The sequence below is a fragment of the Streptomyces sp. HM190 genome, assembly GCF_009857135.1.
Classification (GTDB): domain Bacteria; phylum Actinomycetota; class Actinomycetes; order Streptomycetales; family Streptomycetaceae; genus Streptomyces; species Streptomyces heilongjiangensis.
In genome coordinates this window covers 3,226,040-3,251,807 of sequence record NZ_CP047318.1, presented here as the reverse complement: position 1 = coordinate 3,251,807, position 25,768 = coordinate 3,226,040, and the positions used below count along the sequence as shown (strand labels likewise).

The following is a 25,768-nucleotide window of genomic DNA, read 5'->3' as shown; positions in this document are numbered from 1 at the left end:
CATGCGGCTCCGCCGCGTGGGCGCGACCAGCCCCCACGCACCCGCACCCGACACACAACCCGCCGGCGGAGCCCTACCGCACCTTCACCCACCGCGCCTTGCTCGGTGTGCCCGCCGCGTCCGTCACGAACAGCATGTACCACCCGGACTGCACGAGGTTCCGGTTCTTCGGCACGGTCACCGTGATCTCGTCACCGGACGTCGTGAAGTCCACCGCGATGGACTTCTGGTCGACGTCGGTGACATGCGTCGACGCACTCGGCCGGATCAGCCGCGCCGCCCTGATGGACGCCGCGTGCCGCGTTTCGAACGTCGCCTTCCCGCCGCGCGCGACCGTCTTCGGTCCGCCCGACAGCGTCGGCCGTCCGTCCCGGTACAGATAGGGCGGCGTGTAGATCTCCACGCGCTGCTCGAACTCCCCCGGCTTGGTGTTGGCCTTGTCGGCGTACAGGGAGTCCGACCCGAAGAAGACGACCCGCCCGTCGGGCAGCAGGATCGACCCGGAGTGGTAGTTGCGGCCGACCAGCGGATCGGCGACCCGCCGCATCTCGCCGGTGCGCGCGTCGTAGATGCGTGACTGGAGGATGTTGGAGTCGCCGCGACCCCGGTAGTCCTGCGAACCGCCCGAGATGAGGACGGTGTCGTCGGGCAGGATCGAGGACTGCGGATACCGGGTGCCCTTGGCGAGACCGGGCCCGTCCACGAAGCGCGGGCTGTCGTCCAGCAGGTCGACGATCCGGGTCCGCCGGCTGGACTTCTCCGACTCACCGACCCCGCCGCCGCCGATCACCATGTACGTCTCCTTCTGCGCCGGCGGCAGCAGCACCGTCCCGGCGGTCTCCAGCAGCTTGCTGTCGCTCATGCCGGGGATCCTGGTGAACTCGTTCGTCCTCAGGTCCCACACGCCCGGCTGCCGGCCCACGTCGTCCGGGCCGTAGCCGGCGTTCGCGCCGGAGTAGAACAGCTTGCCGTTCTGCATCAGGGAGACCGCCGGATACGTCGGGAACTGCCGGACGCCCTTGGTGTACGTCCACTTCCGGGTGGCGGGGTCGTAGATCTCGTTCTTGCCGGGGACCAGTTGGCCGATCTCGTCCAGCCCGGACAGGCTGAGGACCGTCCCGTCGGAGAGCGTCGTCAGCGTCGGGTACCAGCGGGCCTCGTTCATCGGGTCGACCTTGATGTACCGCTCGGCGACCGGGTCGAACTCGTAGGCGTCCCTGATGCCCTGGAAGTCCTTCTTGTCGAGGGCGAGTTTCTGCGCGATGCCGTAGGTGTTGCGGGCGTCGGCGCCCGTCAGGCCCACGATCCGGTAGTTGTCCTCGGTGCCGGTCTCGTACCGCTTGCCGCTGCGCTCGGCCTCGACGTAGGCGCGCGCGATCCCCGGCTTGTTGCCGGTGAACCTCCCCGTGTCCGGGTCGAAGGTCTTGGTGGCCTTCTTGATCTCGACCTCGTCCTTCAGGACGAACGTCTTGCCGTTCTCCCTGCCGACGAACCTGGTGCCCGGCCTCAGCTCCACCTTCTTGTCGGGGTTCTCGTTGTGGATGATCATCAGGCCGCCGGCCTTGGTGACATCGCCCTTGAGCTTCTCGTAGCGCTTGGTGCCGCCCGCGATCAGCAGCCTGCCGTTGGACAGCTGGGTGTGCCCGGTGCAGAACAGGTCCGCCGGGGTCGGCACCCGCTTGATCGTCTGCTTGACCGGGTCCCAGACGCGGGTGTCGAACTTCCTGGCGTCGAAGTTGTCCTGGTCGTTGCCCGACCCCGCGATCAGCAGGACCTTGCCGGTGTGCAGGAGCGCGGCGTGGATCGTGTTCTGCCGGTACTTCTTCGGGAACTCCACGATCTGCCAGTGCCCGTTGGCGGCCTTGTACTCAGGTTGGTTGATCTTGTACTGGTGGTACTGCTCGGTGCCGAAGCGGTACAGCCACGGCCCGTTCATCCCGGCCAGCGCGAGGACCACCGCCCCGCCGACCGCGAGACGACGGGCGCGGCGGTGGCCTGCACGGTCCTTCATTCCTTACGTCCCCCCAGTCCGCCCAGGGCGATCTGCATGGTCTGGTCGCCACCTCCGCCGCCCGGTCCGGACGCGGCCCAGCTCGGCCCCCGCCGGGGAGCGTGCGGGGCGGGCGATGCGTGGGGCGGCGCCTGCGGTGTGGGGGCCGCCTCGGGCGGGGCCGCCATCGATCCCTGCAGTTCGGCAGCGGCGGCCTTCTTCCTGTCCTGGCGCAGCATGTGGCGCCAGACGAAGATCGGCAGCGCGGTGATCAGCAGGGCGAACGCGGCCCAGGTGATCATCGCCGGGTGGGCGTGCCCGAAGACGAGGCCGGCGGCGATCGAGCCACCGAAGATCGCGATGAAGTACCAGTGGTACCGGAAGGTGCCGAACCACCGGTCGGGGCTGGCCGAGTCGCCCTTGGGCGTGACCACGAACCTGCTCTTGCGGCGCAGCGCCGAGTCGATCAGCGCCTTCGCGTACAGCGGGGCGGACAGCGCGGACATCACCATGCCGGCCACACCGCCGGACCCCTCGGGCTCGTGCGGGGAGACGTTGTGCCTGCGGTTCCAGACGTACAGACCTATCTGGAGCGCCGAGGCGTTCCCGTAGAGCATCAGCCACACCGTCGGGTCGATGTTCACGCCCGACGCGCCGAGACCCAGGAAGAGGGCGCAACTCAGCGCGGCGAGGATCCAGTTGAGGGCGGACATCGGATAGAAGATGATCATCATGGTGTAGTTGAAGAGCTTGGTCGGCGGCAGCGAGTACCAGCCCTTCCAGTACTGCTTGAGGATCGTCTCGTACGTCCCGCGCGACCAGCGCATCTGCTGGGTGAAGAAGTCCGTCCAGGCGCTGGGCCCCTCGCCCACCGCGAGCACGTCCGGGGTGTAGACCGAGCGCCACTTGCGGCCCGTCACCGGGTTCTTGTGGCGGTGGATCTCGAAGCCGGTCGCCATGTCCTCGGTGATCGAGTCGTAGAGCCCGCCGATCTGCTTGAGGGCCTTGATGCGTACGGCGTTCGACGTCCCCACGAACATGGGGGCGCCGTAGCGGTTGCCGGCGCGCTGGATCAGCGCGTGGAAGAGGAACTGCTGCGACTCGGCGGCCTTGGTGACGAAGTTGTCGTAGTTGCCGTACACCTGGGGGCCGATGACGAAGCCGACGTCCGGGTCGCGGAAGAAGCCGAGCATCCGCTCCAGGTAGTTGGGCAGCGGGACGTGGTCGGTGTCGACGGAGGCGAAGTAGTCGTAGTCGTCACCGTGGGCGTCGAGCCAGGCGTTGTAGTTTCCGTGCTTGGTCTTGGCGCGGTGCGGGCCCTTGGGCTGGTTCCACTTCGCGATGCCCTTGCGGGAGAAGTGGTGCACACCGAGGCGCGCGCAGACCGCCTTCACCTCCGGGGCGTCGCCCTCGTCGAGGAGCCACACGTGCAGCAGCCCGCGGTGGCGGAGCCGGACGGCGGCCTCCAGGGTCTTCGTCACCATCTCCAGCGGTTCCTTGCCGGGCACGAAGGAGGTGAGGAAGGCGACCCTGGTGCCGACCTCGGGGACCACGGGGACCGGGTCCCGGGCGACCAGGGTGGCGTGCGCGTTGGACAGCACGTTCATGCAGCGGAAGAACTCGATCAGGCCGATCGAGACCAGCATGACCATGTCGAGGGCGGGCAGGAAGTCGTATGCGACGTAGTCGCGCCTGGTCCAGTGCTCCGGCTGGAGCAGCCAGGTGAGCAGGACCAGCGAGAGCAGCGGGGCGGCGGCCAGCATCAGGGCGACCCTCAGGCGGTGCGGCTCCTGGGAGATCAGGGAGCGGTACTGCACCGTGTAGGGCTTGCCCGGATCGGGCTGGGTGAGGGGTCCGGCGAGGCGGCTGTAGTGCTCGTAGTCGTATCTCGGAAGTGTCTTCCTCAGCTTTCGGAAGGTGCCGGTCCGATGCGACGGGACCTTCGGTCGTGTCGTTTCGGACGGATCGGAGTTATGCCGGGCGCCCGTCGGCGTCATGAGTCATTCCCCCCGCACACACGTTCGTGTGTGTTAGTCGGACTTACACCCGCTTCGGTCCCCCTCGACCGTTACAGGCGCATCGGTGGTGGATCGTCTCCACCACCATGTGATCTACACCATGGGGACACGGGGCGGCGAACCTTCCGGTCCCTTTGACGCCTCCCTGGGCATTCGTTCGAGAGTGTGCGCGTCGCGGCGTCGCCGAGCGGCTATGATCCCCACCCGCCGTCGAGCGCACCTCGCCCGTGGCCCCCCAACTGCCATGCGTCCGCAGTGCGTTGGCGCCCAGGGTTCTACGGCGCTCCTCTTGATCGCAAGACGGGAAAGCGGTGTTTGTCCGTCATGTGCGGTGTTTGGGGCGTCAGTGGCGTATCTGTGCAACCTGGGATGCTTTGGGTGGGTACGGAGATACGCGAAGAGGCCCCCCGCTGCTGCGAGGGGCCTCTTCCGTGGTGCGCCGCCAGGGACTCGAACCCCGGACCCGCTGATTAAGAGTCAGCTGCTCTAACCAACTGAGCTAGCGGCGCCTGTGGTGAAAGTTTACCGGAGGGACGGGGGTGCTTCCGACCACCGGGCCGGGCGTGCGGGCGGGGTCGCCGGCGGCCGTCCTGGACGGGCCACCTGTGGTTGCGTGCGCGGTTCCGCGCGCCCCCACAGGGCATCGAGCGCCCCCTGTCTTCCGGGGCGACGGGCACCGGTGGAGGTCCGAGCGGAGGGTGGCGCGGCGGGCGGTGCCGAGCCCCGCGCCGGGGCCCGCGGGGTTCCGAGGGGGTGACTCCCCGCTCATGGCCGCCGTCCGGCGTATGCCCCGCGTACATCATTTGGACCGTCAGCATGCGACATTACGCGTCACTTGGAAAACTTGACGTCGTGCAGAATCGTGGAATTCTCCGCCCCGCCCGCGAGGGGAAGCGCATGGACGCTCCGGCGTTCGAGGAAATCGATCCGGGGGTCGCCTGCGAATGCCCCGGCTGTGTCCACTGGCGGCGAGTGATGCCGTACTCGACCCTGAACGGCCACCCGGGTCACCCCGCCGCGGGAACGGTCGGGCGCGTTCTCGTCGTGGCCACGGCGGCCGGCGCCGCCCTCGGTGCCGGGCATGTCGCACCGGCGATCGCGGCGGCCCACGCCCCCGCCCTGCCCGGAGGTGTTCCCGCAGGTGACGGGCCCGACACCCCGCAGGGGAACAAGGCACCGCTGCACGGCCCGGCGGGGCGGCCGGCCGACGGGGAGAAGCCGTCCGAGGAGGTGAGGACGCCGCCGATCAGCCGGGCGGAGATCATCCGGCGGGCCAGGACCTGGGTCACCGCCGAGGTGCCGTACAGCATGACCGAGTACTGGTCGGACGGTTATCGGCAGGACTGTTCCGGGTTCGTCTCCATGGCCTGGCGCCTGCCCGGAAACGAGTGGACGGGAAGTCTGGACACATTCGCCGACCGTATTTCCAAGGATCTTCTGCAACCCGGCGACATGCTTCTCTTCCACAATCCGAGCGACCCGCACAAGGGCTCGCACGTGGTGATCTTCGGCGGCTGGGCGGACTCCACGCACAGCTCCTACATCGCCTACGAGTCCACCCGCCCCCATGCGCGCCGCCAGGTCACCCCGTACGGCTACTGGTCCGACCCGACCCGCTATGTGCCGTACCGCTACAAGGGCGTGGTCGACGACGGCACGGCGGTGCCGGACGAGGAGACGGACGGCTCCACCGACGCCACGGACTCCTCCGGGAGCGGCGGTACGAAGGGGTCGGCGAGTCCGTCGAGCGGCAGCCGGTACCCGGGCGCCGCCTATTTCGGGCCCGGCGCCAACAACCAGTACGTCACCCGGCTCGGGCAGATGCTGGTGGAGCGCGGCGGCGCCCGCTTCTACACCTCCGGGCCGGGTCCGCGCTGGTCGGAGGCGGACCGCAGGGCCACCCAGGCGTTCCAGCGGGCGCAGGGCTGGACCGGGGCGGACGCGGACGGGCTGCCGGGCCCGTCGACCTGGTCGTACCTGGTGACCGGGAAGGGCCGGGACATTCCCCCGGCGGGCGGTACGGGCCCGCGCGGCAGGCCGCCGGTGGCGTCCCGTCCGCCGGTGACGACCAAGCCGTCGCTGACGCCCCGGCCGCCCGGTGGAGCCGGGACGCCCGCCTCGCACGGCGTGCCCGGGTATCCGGGGCGGGGCGCGTTCCGGCCGGGCGCGCACAACGCGCACGTCACCCTGCTCGGGAAGCGGCTGGTCGAGCTGGGGTTCGGCAAGTACTACACCTCGGGCCCGGGGCCGCGCTGGAGCGAGGCGGACCGGCGGAACGTGGAGGCGTTCCAGCGGGCCCAGGGCTGGCGTGGCGGCGCCGCCGACGGCTACCCGGGCCCGGAGACCTGGCGCCGCCTGTTCTCCTGACCCCGACGCCCCCCACCCCGCCCCGCCCCGCCCCGGTCACGGCGTCGGCGTCCCGCCCGGCACCCGCATCGCACCCCGGCCACCCGCATCGCACCCCGGCCACCGCACCCCGCCACCGGATCGGCGCCCGGCCCACACCCCCGGCCGCCGCCGCTCGCCCGGCCCGGCCCTCTCGATCGCCACCGTTCTCGCCCCCCTTGCTCGACCCCTCTCGCTCACCCCCTCTTCACCCTCACCAGCTCACACCACGGTTCTTCCTGCGCAAAGGCATGGAGGCACGTATGAGTACGACCACCTCACCCACACCGGAGCCGGAAGGGGTCGCGCGGCCCGCGCGGCTCATCCAGAACGAGACCACCACCGAGATCCCCGTCCACCTGCTGTTCCGGGACGACCCCGCCCCCGTGTCCGTGCCGGTCACCCCCGCCGTCGTGGGCCGCCGGCGCGGAACCGGGGAACAGCCGCGGGTGCGGCGGGGCCCCGCCTCGGTGAAGCCGCGGCCCGCCGTCGAGGTCGACCCCGACCTGGTCGAGCGACCCGCCCGGGTGCTGCCCGGCATGGTGGGTGTGCTGGGCGGGACCTGCGGCCTGGCCGGATGCGTCCTGACCTCATGGTGGGCCGGCGTGCTGCCGGAGCTGGTCGTCAGGGCGCTCGGCCTGCCGACCGGGTACGCGGGGGGACTCGGTCCGGCGCAGTGGGCGGCGTACGCGGCTGCCGGGGCCCTGACGCTGTTCGGGTTCGGCGGGCTCGCGCGCGGGCGGACCGGGCGGGCCTGGGTGCTGAACCTGTTCGGCCGCTACCGGGGCACCGTCCGCCGCGCCGGGCTGCTGTGGGTGAACCCGCTCGTGCTGCGCCGCCGCGTCGACGTACGGCTGCGGCACTGGCGGAGCGAACCGATGCCCGCCGTCGACGCGAACGGGGTCGCGCTGCGGGCCGTCGTCCTGGTCGCCTGGCGGATGAAGGACACCGCGCGGGCCGTGCTCGGGATCGAGGACCACGAGCGGTACCTGCGCGAGTGCGTCGAGGCGGCGCTCTCCCGCGTGCTCTCCCAACTGCCCGCCGACGTACCGCCGAACGCCCTGGTCCGGGACTCGACCCTGCGCAACACGGAGGCGGTCGGCGAGGCGCTGACCCGGCTGCTCGTCGCGGACACGGCACCGGTCGGCCTGGAGGTGTTCTCCGTGCAGCCGATCCGGATCGAGTACGCGCCCGAGGTCGCCGCCGTGATGCAGCGCCGGCGGATCGCGGCGCTCGACGCCCAGCACCGCGACACCGTGCTCACCTCGGTCGTGGACTCCGTCGAGGACACGGTGACCAGGCTGACGATGCGCGGTCTGGTCGAACTCGACGACTACGAACGCAAGGCGCTGGTGAAGGACCTGACGGTGGCGTTCTACACCGGACGGCGCGAGGTGTCGCCGTGAACACGGCGCCCGGCGGGGCCATGTCGGTGATATGGACACAGCCAACCGCCGCTCCTACTCTGATGCTTGGTCTAGACCTGGAACATCCCCACGTACTCCAGGGAGCGGCAGCATGCGTCCAAGGACCTTCACCCGAAAACGCGCCAAGTGGTACGCCGCCGGCGTCGGTCTCGCCACCATGGGAGCCCTCGTCCTCTCCAGCGGCGGCGCCTCCGGCCACGGCTACACCGATCTCCCCGTCAGCCGGCAGAAGCTCTGTCAGAACGGCACCGTCACGAACTGCGGCGACATCCAGTGGGAGCCGCAGAGCGTGGAGGGCCCGAAGGGCTTCCCGGGCTCAGGGCCGGCTGACGGCCAGATCTGTTCCGCCGGGCACAGCCAGTTCGGGCAGCTCGACTCGCCCACCCGGCCGGGCGGCGGCGCCTGGCCCACGACCACCGTGACGGGCGGCCAGAACTACACGTTCCGCTGGCAGTTCACCGCCCGGCACGCCACCACCGACTTCACGTACTACGTCACCAGGCCGGGCTGGAACCAGAACCACGCACTGGCCCGCTCCGACCTCGACCTCACCCCGTTCCTCACCGTCCCCTACAACGGTCAGCGACCGCCGTCCACGCTCTCCCACACCGGCCGCCTGCCGTCCGGTCTGAGCGGCCACCACGTGATCCTCGCGGTGTGGACGATCGCCGACACCGGCAACGCGTTCTACGCCTGCTCGGACGTCAGGTTCTGACCGACAGCGCACCGGGCCCCGCCAGTTCTGAGCATCCCTTGAGCTGCGCGGGGCCCTCGCGCGGGTAGTTTCCCCACGCGCCGCCGACCAGGGCGGCCGACCAACCCGGGGGAACCACCATGGACGTCTTCTTCTATCTCATTCCCGCGGTCATGATGGCCTTCATCGCCTTCATGGGATACCGCGTGCTGAGCCGTTGGCTTCGGATCAGAAAGGCCTGGGGCAGCGGGCTGACCGCCGAGGCGCGCTGCCTGAAGACGTTCACGACGGTCAGCGGGAACGGCCACCACCACCGCGTGCGCACGACGATCCACCATGTGTACGAGTTCAAGACCCACGACGGCCGGCCGATCCGCTTCGAGGAGGAGGACGGGCCGACGACGACGGTCGAGGGCGACTTCGTGACCGTGCACTACACCGACGGTCCGAACGTGGTCGCCACGGCCCACGCGCCGGGCCGGCGGGGCAAGGAGGCCGCGGCCGGTCTCGGCCTCCTCGCCTTCCTCGGAGTGGCTTTCGCGTTCTGCGTGTTCTTCATGGTCACGTACCACCGGCTGTCCACGGACCCCTCGTTCCCCACCCCGTGACCGACATGCGCCTCTTCATCTGACGGTCCGTCAACTATGGTGCGCCCTGATGGAGTCCACGAGGCGTACGGTCGCACAGCTCGTCGCCGACCGTGGGGCGACCACCGGCCGGGGCTGTGGTTCGCGGACGAGGCGCTCACCCATCACGAGGTCGCCGCCGGTGCCGCCGCCCGCGCGGCACTCCTCGCCGACCTGCTGCCACCCGGCGCCGAGCCGCACCTCGGCGTCCTCCTCGACAACACCCCCGAGTACCCCCTGTGGCTGAGCGCCGCCGCCCTCGCGGGTGCCGCCGTCGCCGGGATCAACCCCACCCGCCGGGGCCCCGAACTGGCCCGCGACATCCTCCACACCGAGTGCCGGATCCTCGTCACGGAACGCGCCCACCTGCCGCTGCTCGACGGCCTGCGCCTGCCCGGCGTGCGGATCCTCGTGACCGACACCGAGGAGTACGCCGCCCTCGTCGCCCCCTACGCCGGCGCCGAGCCCGACCCCTCCGGGACCACCCCGTCCCACCGGCTCCTGCTCTCCTTCACCTCCGGCTCCACCGGCGCCCCGAAGACCGCGATCTGCTCGCAGGGGCGGCTCGCCGCGGCCGGCCGGGCCCTGGCCGACCGCTTCGGCGTGGCGCGGGACGACGTGCACAACGTCTGCATGCCGATGTTCCACGGCAACGCCGTCATCGCCGACTGGGCGCCCGCCCTGGTCGCCGGGGCGGGCGTCGCACTGCGCCGCCGGTTCTCCGCCTCCCGCTTCCTGGACGACGTACGGGCGTACGGCGCCACGTACTTCACCTACGCCGGCCGGGCCGTGAGCTACGTCCTCGCCACCGAACCCCGGCCCGACGACCACGACAACCCCTTGCGCACCGGCTTCGGCACGGAGGCGGGAGCCGTGGACGCGGCGGCCTTCGAGCGGCGCTTCGGGGTGCGGCTCGTCGAGGGGTACGGCTCCTCCGAGGGCGGGGCCGCGATCCAGCGGACACCGGGGACCCCGCCGGGCGCGATCGGGCGGGCGGCCCCCGGCGACGACCTCGCCGTGGTTCGGCCGGCACAGCGGTGCCGGACGCGCCTGGATCACCGGCCGGTACACGGGCGGGCGGCTGCGCGTGGAGGTCCGCGACGACGGGCGCGGCGGCGCCGACCCCGCCGGCGGCACCGGCCTCACGGGGCTCGTCGACCGGCTCGCCGTTCTCGATGGGACGCTGACCGTCCACAGCCCGGCGGGCGGCCCGACCGTTACTGGCGTACCTGCGGAGCTGAGTCCCGCACGGCGGCAGGGGGGTGGGGGGGCGAAGCCCCCGACACGCGCGGCGAAGCCGCGCGAGTACGACGATGGCGAGGCATGTTTCGCGCTTTCCGCGAAGATGCCTCGCCATCGTGATGGTGCGCCGCCAGGGACTCGAACCCCGGACCCGCTGATTAAGAGTCAGCTGCTCTAACCAACTGAGCTAGCGGCGCAGACTCTGTCGCTTCTCGCTTTCGCGGCGGCGACAGAGAAAATACTACCCGGTCCTGGGGAGTGCCCCGGACCACGTAAACGTGACGTGGATCTCCCGCCCCGCGGGCGACCGTCAGATCGCCAGCGAGAGCAGGACCGGGGCCGCGCCCCTGTTCAGGGTGTGTGCCGCCCGCCGGAGCCGGTGCGCGTGCTCCAGCGGCAGGGACAGGGCCAGGCAGCCGACGGAGGAACCCGCGGTGATGGGGACGGCCGCGCAGACCGTGCCCGGCGCGTACTCCTGAAGGTCGAGGACCGGGACCGTCGGCGACTGGGCGTCGAGTCTGCTCAGCAGCAGCCTCTCGTTGGTGATCGTGCGGGACGTGAGCCGGGCCGGCCGGTGCCGGGACAGGTGGTCCCGCCGGGCGTTGAGGTCGAGCTGGCCCAGCAGGCTCTTGCCCATGGCGGTGGCGTGGGCCGCGGAACGGAAGTCGACCCACTGGTGCACGGCGGGTGTGCCCGGCCCCTCGGCGCAGCCGGTGACCTTGATCTCCCCGTCCTCGTAGCGGCTGATGTAGACGGCGGCGCCCACCGAGTCGCGCAGCCGGTCCAGGGTGCGCTGGAGCTGCTCGCCCAGGGCCTGGTCGTGACCCTGGGCTGAGCCCAGCCTGGCGAGTGCGACTCCGGTGACATAGGCGCCGTCGGTGGTCTGCTCGACGTATCCCTCGCGGCGCAGCATCAGCAGGAGCGCGGTCAACCGCTCGCTGCCGACGCCGGTCCGGCGGGCGATCTCGGCGTCGGTGACGCCACCTGCGTGCCGCGCCACTGTCTCCAGGACGCGCAGGGCGTCCTGGGCCGAGTGGTTCGGCGCGGTCGGCTCGTGCTTGAGCGCCACGGTTTCCCCCTGCGCTTCTCGGGCCGTTTTTCGGACAGCTTGCCGTGTCCCACGATACGGCCCAAGAGGCTTGGGCGGAGGGGTTGTTCGGCAGATAATCCGCGTGCCTCCGAGCCTCTCAACTGGTGGATCAGCACTCTGGCATATGCCTGAGTCATGGACCGGCGGTCTCACCTCGGACATTCCGCCGTGTTCGAGCGCTCACGGCACGTGATCAGAGGATCGCGCCGAGGAATTCCCGTGTGCGTTCGTGCTCGGGTGCGCCGAAGATCTTCTCGGGGCTGCCCGACTCGATGACCTGGCCGGAATCGAACATCAGAACTTGATCCGAGATGTCACGGGCGAAGTTCATCTCGTGGGTCACGCAGAGCATCGTGATGTCGGTGGTGCGGGCGATGTCCCGGAGGAGATCGAGGACACCCGCGACCAGTTCGGGGTCGAGCGCGGACGTCACCTCGTCGAGGAGCAGCACCTGCGGGCGCATCGCCAGGGCGCGGGCGATGGCCACCCGCTGCTGCTGCCCGCCGGAGAGCTGGGTGGGGTAGGAGTCGCACTTGTCGGCGAGCCCGACCATGTCCAGCAGCTCCCGGGCACGCGCCTCCGCCTCGTCCCTGGACAGGCCGAGGACGGTCACCGGCGCCTCGGTGATGTTCCGCAGCACCTTCATGTTGGGGAACAGGTTGAACTGCTGGAACACCATGCCGATGTTCTTGCGGACCTCGCGGCACTGCTTGTCGCTCGCCGGGAACAGCCGCTGCCCGCCGACGGTGATCGTGCCCTCGTCGGGCTTGGTCAGGGTCATCAGCAGCCGCAGGATCGTCGTCTTCCCGGAGCCGGACGGGCCGATCAGCGTGACGTGCTTGCCCGCGTCGACGGAGAAGTCGAGCCGGTCCAGCACCGTGTTGCTGCCGAACCGTTTGGTCACGTTCTCGAAGCGGATCAGCTCGGCGTGGTCCGCGGCACGGTCGGCGCGGGAGCCGGCTTCGGCTTCCTTCATCAGCGGGGTGTCAGCGGGCAAGACGACGCTCCAGGGTTCGCAGGAGGACGGAGGCGAGAGAGGAGACGACGATGAACGCCACTCCGATGACGGTCAGGGGCTCGGTGAAGCGGAAGGTCTCCTGGGCGTAGAGCCGTGCCTCGCCGAGCATCTCCGGGACGGTGATCACCATGAGGATCGGGGTGTCCTTGAGCATCGAGATCACGTAGTTGCCCAGCGCGGGCACCACCCGGCGGACCGCCTGCGGCAGGATCACCACCGTCCAGGTGCGCCGGGGCGGCAGGTTCAGCGCCGTGGCAGCCTCCCACTGACCCGCGGGCACCGCCTCGATACCGGCGCGGTAGACCTGCATCGTGTACGTCGAGTAGTGCAGCCCGATCGCGACGACACCCGTGGTCAGCGCCGAGAACGTCAGGCCCCACTCGGGCAGCACGTAGAAGAGGAAGAACAGCTGCACCAGCAGCGGGGTGTTCCGCACGAACTCCGTGAACACACCCACCGGCCAGCTCACCCACCGGGTCGGCGTCCGCACCAGCAGCGCCCACACCAGACCGAGCGCGAACGACACCACCGAGCCCAGCGCCAGTGCCTGCAGGGTGACGATCAGGCCGTCCCGGAAGTGCGGGAGGAAGTCGACGACCGCGTTCCAGTCCCAGTTCATCACGCACCACCTCCCGCGCCCGCCGTCTCGGGCACGCGCGTCCGCGCCCCGCCCGTCTTCACCGGGCCCCGGCCGACCCCGGCCTTCAGCCGCCGCTCCAGGGCCCGCATGGCGCGGGTGAGCAGGAAGGCGATCACGAAGTAGATGAGCAGGACGTACGTGTAGATCTCCACGCTCTCCTGGAGCGCCAGCCGCACCAGGCTGCCGCTGAAGGCGAGGTCGCCCATGCCCATGATCGACACCAGTGCCGTGCCCTTGAGCAGCTCGACCAGCAGGTTGGCGAAGGGCGGGATCATCTCCGGAACCGCCTGCGGCAGCAGGATCAGCCGCATCCGCTGCCACGGGGAGAAGCTCAGCGCGATGCCGCCCTCGCGCTGCGCCGCGTCCACGGAGTTCAGGGCGCCGCGCACGATCTCGGCGCCGTACGCCCCGTACGTCAGGCCGAGGGCGAGGACGGCCGCCCACATCGGCACGAGCTGCCAGCCGAAGGCCAGCGGCAGCACGAAGTACACCCAGAAGATCATGATCAGCGCGGAGGTGCCGCGGAACACCTCGGTGTAGAAGCCCGCGAGGAAGCGGACGATCCACCGGCGGTCGACCCGCGCGATCCCCACGACGAAGGAGACGGCCGTGGCCAGCAGCCCGCCGAACACGAGCAGTTGGACGGTGACCCAGACACCGCGCAGGACGAGTTCCCAGAGGCCCGAGGTCATGCGCGACAGAGCTCCCGCATCGTGAGGTCGGTCATCTCGACCTTCGTGAACCCGAACGGCCGCAGGACCCTGAGCAGTTCGCCGCTCTCCTTCATCTTCCGCAGCTCGGCGTCGAAGGCGTCCCGCAGCCTGGTCTCGGTGCGCCGGAACGCGAAGCCCGCGCCGTCCACCCGCGGCTTGCCGTCGACGCGCGCGGCGAACGGCTCGGTGGCCTCCGTCCTGCGGGACTTCTTCACGACCTCGCGGGTGGTCAGGGACGTCCCCGCGAACACGTCGACGCGGCCCGCCTCGACGGCGTTCATGCCCGCGACCTGGTCGGGGACGATCACGATGTCGCTCTCCGGGTAACCCGCCTCGACCGCGTGCGCGATCTGCGCGTACCCGGAGCCCGTGGCGAACCTGGCCTTGGCGCGGATCACGTCCGCGTAGTCGCTCAGGCCCTTGGGGTTGCCCTTGCGCACCACGAACGCGTCGAGCATCTGGTGGTCCGGCTCGGAGAAGATGACCTGCCCGCACCGCTCGGGGTTGATGTACATCCCGGCCGACACCACGTCGAACTGCTGGGAGTTCAGGCCGGGGATGAGCGAGCCGAACTCGGTGGGCACGGGCTGGACGCGTTCCACGCCCAGCCGCCGGAAGATGATCCTGGCCACTTCCGGTCCCTCGCCGGTCAGTTCGCCGTCCGTGTCGATGTAGCCGAACGGGATCTCCCCGGCGATACCGAGCCGCGCCACGCCCTGCGCCCGCAGCCGGTCCAGCAGATCACCCCCCTCCGCACCGGACGCGGAGGCGACCCGGCTGCACCCGGCGGCGCCCAGCGCACCCGCCGTGGCGAGCGCGGACGCGCCGGCGAGCAGCGCCCGCCGACTGGGATCACATGGGCTGCCGGTTCTTCCGGAAGTCTTCGTTGCTGGAGCCATGGCGGCGCGGCTACCCGACCCCATGCGATGTATTCGGGCCGTCTGCGGCCCCTTCACGACCCCCGCACACACCGCGCCGCGGGCCCCGCCGCGCCGGCCCGCGGCCGCGAGGTCCGCCCGTACGGCTCCCGGCGGCTCACGCCTGCACGATCGGCTCCCTGGTGAACAGGGCGCCCAGCTCCGGGGCGTTGACCCTGCGGTCGGCCAGGCGCAGGGCCTCCCAGACGCTGACCTGGGTGGCGGTGAGGACCGGCTTGCCCAGCTCCTTCTCCAGGGCGGGGACGTGGGAGACCGTGCGCAGGGCCGTGTCGGGCAGCAGCAGCGCCTGCGCCTCGGGACGGTCCGCGTTCCGGGCGAGGGCGAGGATGTCGTCGACGGTCCAGGCGGCCACCTGCGCCGCCGTGGTGACGTCTGCTCGCTGCGCGGAGACGACCTCCAGCCCGCCCGCCGTCAGGAAGTCGACGACGAGGCGGGTCACGTCGTCCGGATACGTCGAGGCGACGGCCACCCGGGCCGCGTGCACCTCACGCGCCGCGTGGACGAACGCGAAGGCCGTGGACGACGCGGGCAGGCCCGCCGTGCGGGCCAGGGCGCGGATCTGTTCGTGGGCGCCCTCGTGACCGAGGACGAAGCTGCCGCCGGCGCACGCCCAGACGACCGCCTCGGCGCCCGACAGCCGCAGGGCCTCGCAGCCCGCCGCCAGCCGCTCGGGCGCGCCCAGCTCCCGCAGCGCGTCCACCCGGTGCGCGTCCTCACCGATGTCGATGCGCGCGAGGTCGACACGGATGTCGCTGCCCAGGAGCTGCTCCATGCGCGGATAGTCGTCCTCGGCGGAGTGGCCCGGGTGGAGGAGTCCGAGAGCGGTCATGCCCAACCTTCCTGTTCTTCCGGCGGCACCGGCGGTGACCTGGCGGCCCCGCACCGGACGCCTGCCTGGCCGACTCGTCGAGCAGAGCCTGGTACGGACCCACCGACCGGGTACCCAGGTGACGCACCGCCGCCCCTCATCGTCACCTGGTTGGCCGAGAGAACGCGGATCCCCGGTCCCGCACCGGACCGGCGACGCCCGCGTGGCCGGGGAGGTGAAGAGGCGATACGTACGGGAAACCGCCCACGAACCGGCACCCCCGAGCCATGCGGCGCCCGTCCTCCCTCCCCCCCTCCCGGAATAAACGGAGCCACCCTCCTGTTACCTCGGCGTACCCCCAGAACCGCCCCGAACCGCAGGAGGCCCCGCCGTGACCGCAGACGAGATCCGAGGCATGACCCACGGCACCGCCCCGGTCCCGCTCTCCGTCCTCGACCTCGTCACCGTCGGCGCCGGCCGCACCGCCACCGACGCCCTGCGCACGAGCGTCGCCCTCGCCCGCCAGGCGGAGGACCGCGGCTACCACCGCTACTGGGTCGCGGAACACCACTCCATGCCGGGCGTTGCCTCCTCCTCCCCGGCCGTGATCCTCGCCCATCTCGCGGCCCACACCACCCGCGTCCGCCTCGGCTCGGGCGGCGTGATGCTCCCGAACCACGCCCCCCTGGTCATCGCGGAACAGTTCGGCACGCTGGAAGCCATGGCCCCCGGCCGTGTCGACCTCGGCCTCGGCCGCGCCCCCGGCACGGACGGCGCGACCGCCGCCGCCCTGCGCCGTTCGGCCCGCCTCCACGAGGGCGCCGACGACTTCCCCGAGCAGCTCGCGGAGCTGACCCGCTTCCTGGACGACGACTTTCCCGACGGCCACCCCTACCGGCGTATCCACGCGGTACCCGGCCCGGTCCAGGGCACGTCGCCCGGCGGGGTGCAGTCCCCGCACCGCCCCCCGATCTGGCTGCTGGGCTCCTCCGGGTTCAGTGCCCGCCTGGCCGGCGAACTCGGCCTGCCGTTCGCCTTCGCGCACCACTTCTCCGCGCGCAACACGATCCCGGCCCTCGACCTGTACCGCGAGACGTTCCGCCCCTCCGCGGTGCTCGACGCCCCCTACGCGCTGATCGGTGTCTCCGCCCTCGCCGCCGACGAGGAGAAGGACGCCCGCCGTCAGGTCCGGGCCGCCGCCCTGAACATGGTGCGGCTGCGCACCGGCCGCCCCGGCCTCGTCCCGACCCCGGAGGAGGCGGAGGCGTACCGGTTCAGCGCGGTCGAACAGGACTTCGTCGACTCCTGGAACGCCGATGTCGTCCACGGCACCGTCGACGAGGTCCGCACCCGTCTCGACGACCTCCACAAGCGCACCGGCGCCGACGAGCTGATGCTCACCACCCACGCACACAGCCCCGAACTGCGCCTGCGCTCCTACGAGCTGATCGCGGACGCCTACGACCTGCCGCGCCTCCCCCGCACCGGGGGCACCCGGTAGGGGCCTTCAGATCTGGGGGCAGGCCGCGGTGCCCAGCAGCTCGCCGATCTGTTCGGGCGACACCGCGCGGGAGTACAGCCAGCCCTGCCCGGTGTCGCAGCCGAGTCTGCGCAGCCGGGAGGCTTGGGCGTCGGTCTCCACGCCCTCCGCGGTGACGGTCAGCCCGAGGCGGTGGGCGAGCTGGACGAGGGCCTCGACGATGATCTCGTCGGCGGGGTTGGGCACCCCGTCGTCCCCGGTCCCGCCCTCCTGCGGCGTCTCGTACTGGAAGCCCCGGACGAAGGCCCCGTCCAGCTTCAGCACCGACACCGGCAGCCGGCTCAGGTAGGCGAGGTTGGAGTAGCCCGTGCCGAAGTCGTCGATGGCGATGCGGACCCCCATGTCGCTGAGGGCCTGGAGGGCCTGCAACGGCCGGCCGGCGGAGCCCATCAGCGCGGACTCGGTGAGTTCGAGCTGGAGCAGGTGCGGGGCGAGGCCCGTCTCGGAGAGGATCTCGGCGACGTCGGCGACGAGGTCGGAGTCCCAGACCTGGCGCACGGCGACGTTGACGCTGACGAAGATCGGCGCCCGGCCGGGGTGGTCGAGCTGCCAGCGGCGGGCCTGCCGGCACGCGGTCGCGAGGATCCAGCGGCCGAGCTGGACGATCGAACCGTCCTCCTCCGCCAGTGAGATGAACCGATTCGGCGTCAACAGGCCGAACTGCGGGTGGTGCCAGCGCACCAGAGCCTCCACCCCGCGCACCTCGCCCTGCGCCATTCCCACCAGCGGCTGGTACTCCAGGACGAACTCGCCTCGCCCGATGGCCGCCCGCAGGGTGGACGACAGCGCCTGACGGGTCATCCGGTGGGCGTTGCGCTCCGGATCGAACAGCGTCCAGCGGGACTTGCCGTCGGCCTTGGCCCAGTACAGCGTCGTGTCGGCGGCCTGCATCAGTCCGGTGGCCGTGGTACTCGCCGACTGCCGTTCCACGACGCCGATCGACGCCGACACGGACAGCCGCTGCCCCGCGAGGTCGAAGGGCGCCTGCAGGGTTCTGAGCACGGACTCGGCCAGGTCCGCGAGTTGTTCGGTGCCGGTGGAGTCCTCGACGAGTACGGCGAACTCGTCGCCGCCCAGCCGGGCCACCAGCGGGGCCGTGGCCGGCGCACCCGCCGAACGGCCGTACGCCGCCGCCTCCGCGCACCGGGTGAGGCGTTCGGCGACGGCGGAGAGCAGCCGGTCGCCGACCCGGTGGCCGAGGGTGTCGTTGACCGCCTTGAACCCGTCGAGGTCCAGATAGACCAGGCCGATCCGGCCCGTTCCGGACTCCTCGTAGGCGTCCCGCTCCAGGGCTGCGGCCAGCCGCTCGAAGAACAGGGTGCGGTTGGGCAGCCGGGTCACCGGATCGTGCAGCTGCAAGTGCTGGAGTCTGGCCTGAAGTTGACGGTTGGCGCTGATGTCGGTCACCGAGAGGAGGACCGCGCCCTCCTCCTCGGGCAGCGGCGCCACCGACACCTGTACCCACAGGGAGGTCCCGTCGGGTCGCTTGAGCCGGCGCGTGCAGCGCAGCCGGGCCTGCCGGCCGCGCAGCACCTCGCGATACGCGTGCCAGGTACGGGTGTCCGCGGCCAGGTCGACCAACTCGGCCGCGACGCGCCCCGCGAGCGGCCCCACGCCGTTCCCCAGCAGCGTCTCCATCGCCGCGTTCGCGGTGACGACCCGCCCCTCGCGGTCGACGACGGCCATGGCCAGCGGCGCCGCGGAGAAGGCGGAGGGAGTGCTCTCGACCACCGCCCGCGTCGAGGCGTCCGCCGCGCCCGACACCGTTGACGTATCTGACGCCTTGGCGTGACGCTCCGTAGTCGCTGACCGGACGAGGTCTGCCGCGGGCGCCGGCCCTTGAGACGTTCCGCTCACCGTTCGCTCCCGCAGTGCACTCGTTTTTCGTACGGATCTCGATTGTGTCGTCGGAGCGGCCGAACTAAGTACGAAGGGCGCTCTGGCCGTGTCCGTGCAGGAAAGTGTGCCGATCATAGAGGTTGCCCTCAGAGCCTTGTAGCCACTCTCCAGTCTCCCTGAACAACGACCAGATCTGACAGATCGTTTCTGCCCCGAGCTGAACGGCTTCCCGGAATGGTCGACCGCTTGTGACGGTCCGTGAGTGCACGGGGTGTCGCCCCGCGGGGACTGTACGACCGCCCCTCACTCGTCTGGTGCAGACAAACAGGGCAAAGTACTACTAACTCGGAAAATCTGGACGCGGTGTCCCAAGACTCGCGTTCGGAGGTTCCCGTGCAGCGTCCGCACCCCTGGAGGGGCCCTCTCCGGCTGGGACTCCTCGACGGCCGTGTGCCCACGTTGCGCGGCACGGCGGCCATGCTGACCTCGCTGACCGCCCTCGCCGCGACCTCCCTGATCGCGGCCCCGTCGGTCGCCGTCCCGCTGTCCGAGGCGTGCGCCCTGCGCAGGACCGAGGCGCATCACTCGGAGGGGCTGGACACCTGGAACGCCGCCTATCCGCGCCCCACGCGCGACCTCGACGCCGTCCTGGTGTTCCTCTCCTTTCCGGACTCCGCCCCCGTCACGACCCCGGCGCAGCTGACCGCCGATCACTTTCCGGACACCAGTCGGTTCTTCGAACGCGCCTCCTACGGCAAGTTCGCGCTCCGTCCGCATCCGCACCGCCAATGGCTGCAGATGCCACGCCCCTCGACGGCGTACGCCATACGGCGGGACTGGAACGCGCCGCACCGCGCCGCCTACCTGAAGGACGCCCTCGCGACGGCCGACCCGCACATCGACTTCTCCCGCTACGACATCGTGTACTTCGTCGCCGACCCGCACGCGCCCGGCGTCGACTCGGACGCGACGAAGGTGGTGAACCTGGAGTCGCCCCTGGAGGTCGACGGGACGGGTCTGCGCCGCGTCGTCACGGTGTTCGAGAAGCATCCGCCGGACCGCCTCGTCCTCGCCCACGAGACCGGCCATGTCTTCGACCTGCCCGACCTCTACCACCGGCCCGTCGACGGCAAGGGCGACTGGGACACCCATGTCGGTGACTGGGACCTCATGGGCAGCCAGTTCGCCCTCGCGCCCGACTTCTTCGCCTGGCACAAGTGGAAGCTGGGCTGGCTGGAACAGCACCAGGTGGCGTGCGTGCGCGGGGCCGGCGTCACCCGTCTGTCGCTGGAGGCGGTCGGGGCGGGACCGGCGGACACGGCGCAGGACGCCGTGCAGGCCGGGGACGAGGGAGCGGAGCGCGTCTCCGGTGGTGACGGCGAGAGGCACGCCGCCGAGGCCGGGGGTACGGCTCCCGGTGACGGCGGTGCCATCGACGGTGGGGTCACCGACGGCGGTGCCACGGGGGGTGGCAGGGTCTCCGGGGGCGTCGGGTCGGCCGGTGCGCAGGCGGCGTTCGGGGCCGGCCGGGGCACGAAGCTGGCGGTCGTCCCCACGGGCCCGGACAGCGCCCTCGGCGTCGAGGTGCGGGGGGCGGTCGGCAACGACTCCTCCGTCTGTTCGGAGGGCGTCCTCGTCTACCGCGTCCGCAGCGGCGCCGAGTCCGGCAGCGGTCCCATCGAGGTGCTCGACGCCCATCCGCTCACCGGGGCCTGCTGGGACGAGTCGGTCTACCCGCCCCTCGCGGACGCGCCGGTGCGGGTGGGGGAGAGCTTCACGGTGCCCGGGGAGGGTGTGCGGGTCGAGGTGGAGGGCCGGACGCCGTCCGGGGAGTGGACGGTGAAGATCACGACGACGGGTGTGTAGGTGGCACGGGGGAGGGCCGGGCGGCAACGGAGAAGCCCCTCGCTTTCGCGAGGGGCTTCTCCGTGTCGTGCGCCGCCAGGGACTCGAACCCCGGACCCGCTGATTAAGAGTCAGCTGCTCTAACCAACTGAGCTAGCGGCGCCTGCTGACGTCGTAGACCTTAGCACCCTGATCGGCGGGAGGAAAAATCGATATCCGCACGGTCGCGGAGGCGCTCGTGCGGGCCGCCCGCACGGCCGCCCAGAGCAGGACCTCGGGCCCCGGAAGCCATGGCCGGCGCGTGTCCGGAGCGACGACCCAGCGGGATCCGGGCCGGGCGACGGGAAGGATGCCGCCGCTGTGGCTGTGGCTGTGGCTGTCGGGGCCGGGGCCGGGGCCGGGGCTGGGGGTGGGGCCGGCGGTGGGCTCGTCGGCGCCGGGGCCTCGGCCGGTGTGGGAGGCCGGGGTCCGGGGGGCCGGGGTGTGGAGGGCCGGGGTGTGGAGGGCCGGGACGGTGACCGTGTCGCCGGTGCCGTGGCAGAGGAGGGGCGGGACGGCGCCCGTGCGGCCGGGCGAGCCCCACTCCTCCCACTCCAGCAGGGTGGGCAGACGGTGGGCGGTGCCGGGGGAGGCGAACAGCAGCATCCGCCCGCGGTGCACGGCCACGGGGCCGGACCCCGGTCCCTCGCTCCACAGCCGGTCGAGCATCCGCCGCCCGAACAATGCCGGGGCGCTGACCACGTCGAACACCGTCCCGCACGGCAGTACCAGCGGCGCGACCGGCCGCCCGTCCCGCCGGGTCGCGGAGGTGCGCCGCGGATACGTTCCTGCCGAGGCCAGCCACGCGGCTCCCTCCGCCGTCACCCCCGTGACGTCGACCCGGTCCTGTGGATACCTGCCCCCATCGGCCCCAGCGCTCATGCTCCCTGTCTACCGGCCGTCACCACCCGATTCCCCAGGGTCGCGGGAAACCGGTACGTGGGCGGGGCGAGTGGGGTATCTTGCCTGCCCGGAACATGCCGGAACGTGTGTCGTGTCCGACGGCCGGACAGCGGGGCGGGGTGGTTCAGAGGGTGTCCGGGCCGCTCACGTCGCGCCCCCGCAGCAGATCCCGTCCGAAGTCGACCATCTTCTTCGCGTAGTCCTCCGTCCACTCGGCCCGTTCCGCGATGTCCGCCGCGGTCAGCCGGTCGAACCGCCGGGGATCGGCCAGTTGGGCCGCCGCGATCGCCTGGAACTCCACGGCGCGGTCCGCCGCCGCCCGGAACGCCTGTGCCAGCTCCGTCGAGCGCGCCAGCAGCGCCCGCGGGTCGTCGATCGACTCGAGGTCGAAGAAGTGCTCGGGGTCGCCGGCGGCCTCCGCCGGCTCGAAGAGCAGGGGCGCGGGGCGTAGCCGCGGTTCGTGCCGACGCGGCGTGGGCTCCGCCATGTCTTCTCCTCCTCGTACGACGGTGCGTGGGGCCCGCACTCCGGGGAAGTCCCGCGGTGGGCCACCGTCCATTGTCGCTTGGCCGCGCAAGTGGGCATCGGGCCGAACCGGAACGGGCTGCGCGCCCCGAGTCGAACGATGCCCGCCCTCTGCGGCCGCCATGCCGCCGATCTCCTGCGACCGCCTGCCGCCTGCCGCCTGCCGCCTGCCGCCTGCCGCCTGCCGCCTGCCGCCTACCGCCCGGCCGTGCTGCGCATGCCCGATCCGCGTTACGCGAAAAATCTTTCGCGTAACTGTTGACGTACTTCAGGGATGGCGGAGATGCTGGATATGTCCCTTCTGCGCCCTCCTGGAAAGTCCATGGTCATGAGCTGCCTCCACCTGACCTCCCCGCCCACGACGGATGCCGGTTCCGTGCAGCGCCGTTCGCGTCCGCGAACCGTGGTGGCCGCCGTGGTGGCCGACCGCCTCGACGACTGCCCTGTCGTGGATCTCGCCATCCGGCTCGCCGCCGCCCGCGGAGCGCCGCTGCTGCTGATCGCCGTACTGCCGCCGCCGCAGCCGCATGCCGCGCCGCCCCGTCCGGACGGGGCGGCGGTCCGGGCCGTGCTGGGGCGGGTGATGCCGCGCGTGGTCCGTGCCGGGATCGCCCACCGGCCGGCCGTCTTCGTCCGCCCCGCCGGGCGCGGCGGACGGCTGGGTGCGGCCAAGGGCCTGCTGGACGTGGCGGTCGGTCACGGCTGCTCGTCGTTGGTGGTCTCACGCAGCGGGCCGGCGGAGCTCGACGCGGGTGCGGTGATGGAGGCGGCAGCCATCCGCGGCGGCCCGCTCGTCCACGCCGCCCCGACGGCGCGCTGGGTGCCCCTGGTCCCGGCCTCCGTCGCCACCTGACCCGCCCCGGGCGGGGGCGCGATCCACCGGGCGGCGGCTCATCCGGCCAGGGAGCCGCCGAAGATCTGCCAGGCCAGGAGCGACTTCGCCACCAGGCTGAGGACCAGGTAGGCCTTCTCGCCGTACGCGTAGTCGGACCACCGGCCCACTGCGCGGTACTGGAGCCACTGGTTGAGGCCGAAGCTGAAGAAGAGGCAGGCCTGGACGAGGACGATCCCGTACACGAAACCCGGAACGGTGTCGGCGGCGATGACGTTGTACGCGATCGAGAACCACGGGGTCACCCCGACCAGCGTCCCGAACCAGAACGGGAGCATCGTGGTCGTCGCCCGCCCCGGCGGGTTCATCACCTCCTCGACCCAGCCGAAGAGAATCATCCCGACGTTGGCGCCGACGACGGCGATCACGGCGTTGACACCGGTGATGCCCGAGTAGAAGCCGATCAGGAGCACCATCAGGGTCGCGCTCAGCGCGTACTCCAGCCAGCGGAAACGGTTGATGCCGCGCCTGAGGTCGCGCTCGTAGACGCCGCGGCAGACCGTGGCCGTCAGCAGGTGGTCCAGGGCCGCGAGGGTGAGGAAGACGGCGACCGCCCAGCCGATCGGCACGTCGAACAGGGCCTCGGGGGCGGGCGCCTTCGTGCCGGGTGGCCCCTCGGGGACGGACGAGGTGACGGTGATCGAGAAGCTGCCGGCCAGGAGGACGATCGCCACCGCCTGGGCCAGGTGCAGCAGGGTGAGCCCCAGGTTCCAGGACCGGAGTCCGGCGAGGCGCTCCGCGGTGACGCCGGTGGCCACCGGCGTGCCGTCGTCTCTTCTCACGGTTCCTCCCCGGCCTCGGTTTCGCGGTGTATCCGCATGGTCGTACCGGAGGGGGTGGGAAGTGCGGCGGTCGCGTCGGCGCCCCGCCGGAAGTCCCCCGAGTGGCGCTCGGAAAGAGCTCACACGCCGCCGCGGGCCGTCCGGCGGGCGTTACGAGGCCGAGGTTCCGGCGCCGTCGGCGGGGGTGTCCTCACGGTGCAGGAAGGTGGCGAGCAGGTCCCCGACGGGGTGGTCGGCCTCCGCGGGGTGGCGCAGGGCCACGGTGAGGTCGATGGTGTAGTGGTTGCGGCGGCCGACGCGGGTGCGGGTGAGGTACCCGGACGCTTCGAGGTCGGCGACGATCAGCTGTACCGCGCGCTCGGTGATGCCGATCCGGTCGGCGACGTCGCGTCCGCGGGCTTCCGGGTCCTGGGCGAGAGCGATCAGGACGCGTGCGTGATTGGTCAGGAATGTCCACTGGTCGCCGCGCGGGGCAGAAGGCCGACTCATGGCCCTCATCATACGAAGCCGACGGCTCGAAGCGCAGCCTCCTTTCGCGAAAACGAATTGGCGAAAAAAGTTTCGCGTAAAACTTGATGTGAATCGCTCGTCGTGTGACGCTGGACGTGCGCCCGCCTCTCCTTCCCCGAGCCAGAGGAAGCCGATCCGCCATGAATGATCTGTCGTTCACCGTCCCGCTATGGGTGTGGGCCGCGGTCACACTCGTCATCGCCGTCATGCTCGCCGTCGACCTGATCGCCCACCGGGACAACCACGTGATCGGCTTCAAGGAAGCCGCTGTCTGGTCCGGGATCTGGATCGCGATCGGTCTCGCCTTCGGCCTGGTCCTGCTCGCCTGGCAGGGCGGGGACGTCGCCTCCACCTACTACGCCGGCTACCTGATCGAGAAGGCGCTGTCCATCGACAACGTCTTCGTGTTCGCGCTGGTGTTCTCCTTCTTCGCCGTCCCCGACGTCTACCAGCACAAAGTCCTGTTCTGGGGCGTCATCAGCGCCCTGGTGTTCCGGTTGGTGTTCATCTTCGTCGGCGCCGAACTGCTGCAGCTGTTCTTCTGGACCGCCTACCTCTTCGGCGCGTTCCTGATCTGGACCGGCTACAAGATGGCCGTCTCCAAGGACGAGCAGGTCCACCCCGACCGCAACATCGTGGTCCGCCTCGTCAAGAAGATCGTGCCCACCGACGCCCGCTACCACGGCGGCCTGTTCTTCACGAAGGTCGACGGACGCCGGGTGGCCACCCTGCTGTTCGTGGCGCTGGTCGCCATCGAGGCCACCGACCTGATCTTCGCCGTCGACTCCGTCGCCGCGATCCTGGCGATCACCACCAACACCTTCCTGGTGTGGACCGCCAACGCCTTCGCCGTCCTCGGCCTGCGCAGCCTGTACTTCTGCCTCGCCGGACTGCTGCGCCGCTTCGCCTACCTCCACTACGGCCTCGCGGTCCTGCTCGCCTTCGCCGGAGTCAAGCTCATCCTGTCCGAGACCCCCGTCGGCAAGCTGCCCATCCCGCTCACCCTGGGCGTCATCGTCGTCACCATCACGGTCTCCATCGGCTGGTCGCTGATCGCCACCCGGGGCAGCGGCGACGACCCCGACGGCGGCCCCGACGACGCGACCACGACCGGGAACGACCACCCCGCGGGGGCCGCTCCCGCCGTGGCCGACACCACCGGCCCCCACCACGGGGACGGACCGTCCTGACCACACCCCGGTTGCTCCGGTCGGCACCACCCGCCGCTCACCGCACCCCCACCGGCGCGGTGCCGACCGCCCGCCGGAACCCCCGGGGAGGTGGGCCCCGCCTGCCCGGCCCGG

21 protein-coding genes, 3 tRNA genes and 3 pseudogenes are annotated in these 25,768 nt (G+C 71.3%); 10 read left to right on the top strand and 17 right to left on the bottom strand.

Features of this window, described 5'->3' with window-relative positions:
- Nucleotides 1–73 precede the first annotated feature (73 nt).
- The 3 genes from GSY65_RS13635 to GSY65_RS13625 all read right to left on the bottom strand — a co-directional run bounded on the left by GSY65_RS13635 (nt 74) and on the right by GSY65_RS13625 (nt 4,517).
- A complete protein-coding gene (locus GSY65_RS13635) occupies nt 74–2,011 on the bottom strand; it encodes a kelch motif-containing protein (RefSeq protein WP_159767807.1) in 1,938 nt (645 codons plus the stop codon).
- Complete coding sequence (locus GSY65_RS13630) at nt 2,008–3,987, bottom strand: glycosyltransferase family 2 protein (protein ID WP_159767804.1); 1,980 nt, start codon at nt 3,985–3,987, stop codon at nt 2,008–2,010. Before GSY65_RS13630 ends, GSY65_RS13635 begins: the two co-directional genes overlap by 4 nt.
- A gap of 453 nt (nt 3,988–4,440) precedes the next feature.
- Nucleotides 4,441–4,517, bottom strand: a tRNA-Lys gene (locus GSY65_RS13625).
- 388 nt (nt 4,518–4,905) lie between these two features.
- Here GSY65_RS13625 and GSY65_RS13620 point away from each other — a divergent pair.
- The 6 genes and pseudogenes from GSY65_RS13620 to GSY65_RS34705 all read left to right on the top strand — a co-directional run.
- Complete coding sequence (locus GSY65_RS13620; RefSeq protein ID WP_159767801.1) at nt 4,906–6,375, top strand: peptidoglycan-binding protein; 1,470 nt, start codon at nt 4,906–4,908, stop codon at nt 6,373–6,375.
- A gap of 281 nt (nt 6,376–6,656) precedes the next feature.
- Nucleotides 6,657–7,799 carry an SPFH domain-containing protein gene (locus tag GSY65_RS13615; protein ID WP_159767798.1) on the top strand — a complete coding sequence of 381 codons (1,143 nt, stop codon included), beginning with the start codon at nt 6,657–6,659 and terminating at the stop codon, nt 7,797–7,799.
- A gap of 112 nt (nt 7,800–7,911) precedes the next feature.
- Nucleotides 7,912–8,535: a lytic polysaccharide monooxygenase auxiliary activity family 9 protein gene (locus GSY65_RS13610; protein WP_159767795.1), complete on the top strand. Its 624-nt coding sequence runs from the start codon at nt 7,912–7,914 to the stop codon at nt 8,533–8,535.
- Between the two features lie 119 nt (nt 8,536–8,654).
- A complete protein-coding gene (locus GSY65_RS13605; RefSeq protein ID WP_159767792.1) occupies nt 8,655–9,122 on the top strand; it encodes a DUF3592 domain-containing protein in 468 nt (155 codons plus the stop codon).
- 49 nt (nt 9,123–9,171) lie between these two features.
- A pseudogene (locus GSY65_RS13600) lies at nt 9,172–10,178 on the top strand (AMP-binding protein); the annotation flags it as partial.
- A pseudogene (locus tag GSY65_RS34705) lies at nt 10,168–10,368 on the top strand (sensor histidine kinase); the annotation flags it as partial. The pseudogenes GSY65_RS13600 and GSY65_RS34705, both read left to right, overlap by 11 nt.
- 134 nt (nt 10,369–10,502) lie before the next feature.
- Here GSY65_RS34705 and GSY65_RS13590 read toward each other — a convergent pair.
- The 8 genes and pseudogenes from GSY65_RS13590 to GSY65_RS33750 all read right to left on the bottom strand — a co-directional run.
- Nucleotides 10,503–10,579, bottom strand: a tRNA-Lys gene (locus tag GSY65_RS13590).
- 113 nt (nt 10,580–10,692) lie between these two features.
- On the bottom strand, nt 10,693–11,451 hold the full coding sequence (locus GSY65_RS13585; RefSeq protein ID WP_159767789.1) for an IclR family transcriptional regulator: 759 nt from the start codon (nt 11,449–11,451) through the stop codon (nt 10,693–10,695).
- A 214-nt stretch (nt 11,452–11,665) separates the two neighbouring features.
- Nucleotides 11,666–12,469 carry an ectoine/hydroxyectoine ABC transporter ATP-binding protein EhuA gene (gene ehuA, locus GSY65_RS13580; RefSeq protein WP_443043218.1) on the bottom strand — a complete coding sequence of 268 codons (804 nt, stop codon included), beginning with the start codon at nt 12,467–12,469 and terminating at the stop codon, nt 11,666–11,668.
- Nucleotides 12,459–13,109 carry an ectoine/hydroxyectoine ABC transporter permease subunit EhuD gene (gene ehuD, locus GSY65_RS13575; protein ID WP_159767786.1) on the bottom strand — a complete coding sequence of 217 codons (651 nt, stop codon included), beginning with the start codon at nt 13,107–13,109 and terminating at the stop codon, nt 12,459–12,461. The genes ehuA and ehuD overlap by 11 nt, the downstream gene beginning before the upstream one ends.
- Nucleotides 13,109–13,822, bottom strand: coding sequence for an ectoine/hydroxyectoine ABC transporter permease subunit EhuC (gene ehuC / locus GSY65_RS13570; RefSeq protein WP_159767783.1), 714 nt, complete (start codon nt 13,820–13,822; stop codon nt 13,109–13,111). The genes ehuD and ehuC overlap by 1 nt, the downstream gene beginning before the upstream one ends.
- On the bottom strand, nt 13,819–14,742 hold the full coding sequence (ehuB, locus tag GSY65_RS13565) for an ectoine/hydroxyectoine ABC transporter substrate-binding protein EhuB (RefSeq protein WP_236579777.1): 924 nt from the start codon (nt 14,740–14,742) through the stop codon (nt 13,819–13,821). The genes ehuC and ehuB overlap by 4 nt, the downstream gene beginning before the upstream one ends.
- A 136-nt stretch (nt 14,743–14,878) precedes the next feature.
- Nucleotides 14,879–15,610: a maleate cis-trans isomerase family protein gene (locus tag GSY65_RS13560; RefSeq protein WP_159767777.1), complete on the bottom strand. Its 732-nt coding sequence runs from the start codon at nt 15,608–15,610 to the stop codon at nt 14,879–14,881.
- A pseudogene (locus GSY65_RS33750) lies at nt 15,607–15,780 on the bottom strand (decarboxylase); the annotation flags it as partial. The gene GSY65_RS13560 and the pseudogene GSY65_RS33750, both read right to left, overlap by 4 nt.
- Nucleotides 15,781–16,004: 224 nt before the next feature.
- On the opposite strand from GSY65_RS33750, the gene GSY65_RS13550 reads away from it, so the two are divergent.
- Entirely contained in the window at nt 16,005–17,090 is a 1,086-nt protein-coding gene (locus GSY65_RS13550) for an LLM class flavin-dependent oxidoreductase (protein WP_201452788.1), read from the top strand.
- Nucleotides 17,091–17,096: 6 nt separating this feature from the next.
- Here the strand turns inward: GSY65_RS13550 and GSY65_RS13545 are convergent, their stop codons facing one another.
- Nucleotides 17,097–18,815 (bottom strand): putative bifunctional diguanylate cyclase/phosphodiesterase, encoded by a 1,719-nt coding sequence (locus GSY65_RS13545; RefSeq protein WP_443043290.1) that lies wholly within the window; start codon nt 18,813–18,815, stop codon nt 17,097–17,099.
- 546 nt (nt 18,816–19,361) lie between these two features.
- Between GSY65_RS13545 and GSY65_RS13540 the strand changes: the two genes are divergently transcribed.
- Nucleotides 19,362–20,834 (top strand): M6 family metalloprotease domain-containing protein, encoded by a 1,473-nt coding sequence (locus GSY65_RS13540; protein WP_443043217.1) that lies wholly within the window; start codon nt 19,362–19,364, stop codon nt 20,832–20,834.
- A gap of 68 nt (nt 20,835–20,902) precedes the next feature.
- Here the strand turns inward: GSY65_RS13540 and GSY65_RS13535 are convergent.
- The 3 genes from GSY65_RS13535 to GSY65_RS13525 all read right to left on the bottom strand — a co-directional run bounded on the left by GSY65_RS13535 (nt 20,903) and on the right by GSY65_RS13525 (nt 22,242).
- A tRNA-Lys gene (locus tag GSY65_RS13535) sits at nt 20,903–20,976 on the bottom strand.
- Entirely contained in the window at nt 20,967–21,734 is a 768-nt protein-coding gene (locus tag GSY65_RS13530) for a hypothetical protein (protein WP_159767768.1), read from the bottom strand. The genes GSY65_RS13535 and GSY65_RS13530 overlap by 10 nt, the downstream gene beginning before the upstream one ends.
- Before the next feature lie 145 nt (nt 21,735–21,879).
- On the bottom strand, nt 21,880–22,242 hold the full coding sequence (locus GSY65_RS13525; RefSeq protein ID WP_159767765.1) for a hypothetical protein: 363 nt from the start codon (nt 22,240–22,242) through the stop codon (nt 21,880–21,882).
- A gap of 366 nt (nt 22,243–22,608) precedes the next feature.
- On the opposite strand from GSY65_RS13525, the gene GSY65_RS13520 reads away from it, so the two are divergent.
- On the top strand, nt 22,609–23,133 hold the full coding sequence (locus GSY65_RS13520; protein ID WP_236579776.1) for a universal stress protein: 525 nt from the start codon (nt 22,609–22,611) through the stop codon (nt 23,131–23,133).
- 38 nt (nt 23,134–23,171) lie between these two features.
- On the opposite strand, the gene heR is transcribed toward GSY65_RS13520, so the two are convergent.
- Both heR and GSY65_RS13510 read right to left on the bottom strand, forming a co-directional pair.
- Nucleotides 23,172–23,954, bottom strand: coding sequence for a heliorhodopsin HeR (gene heR, locus GSY65_RS13515; RefSeq protein ID WP_236579775.1), 783 nt, complete (start codon nt 23,952–23,954; stop codon nt 23,172–23,174).
- 150 nt (nt 23,955–24,104) lie between these two features.
- Nucleotides 24,105–24,443, bottom strand: a complete 339-nt coding sequence (locus GSY65_RS13510; protein WP_159767762.1) for a helix-turn-helix transcriptional regulator — start codon at nt 24,441–24,443, stop codon at nt 24,105–24,107.
- A 161-nt stretch (nt 24,444–24,604) separates the two neighbouring features.
- Between GSY65_RS13510 and GSY65_RS13505 the strand changes: the two genes are divergently transcribed.
- Nucleotides 24,605–25,654, top strand: coding sequence for a TerC family protein (locus tag GSY65_RS13505; protein WP_159767759.1), 1,050 nt, complete (start codon nt 24,605–24,607; stop codon nt 25,652–25,654).
- Nucleotides 25,655–25,768 lie beyond the last annotated feature (114 nt).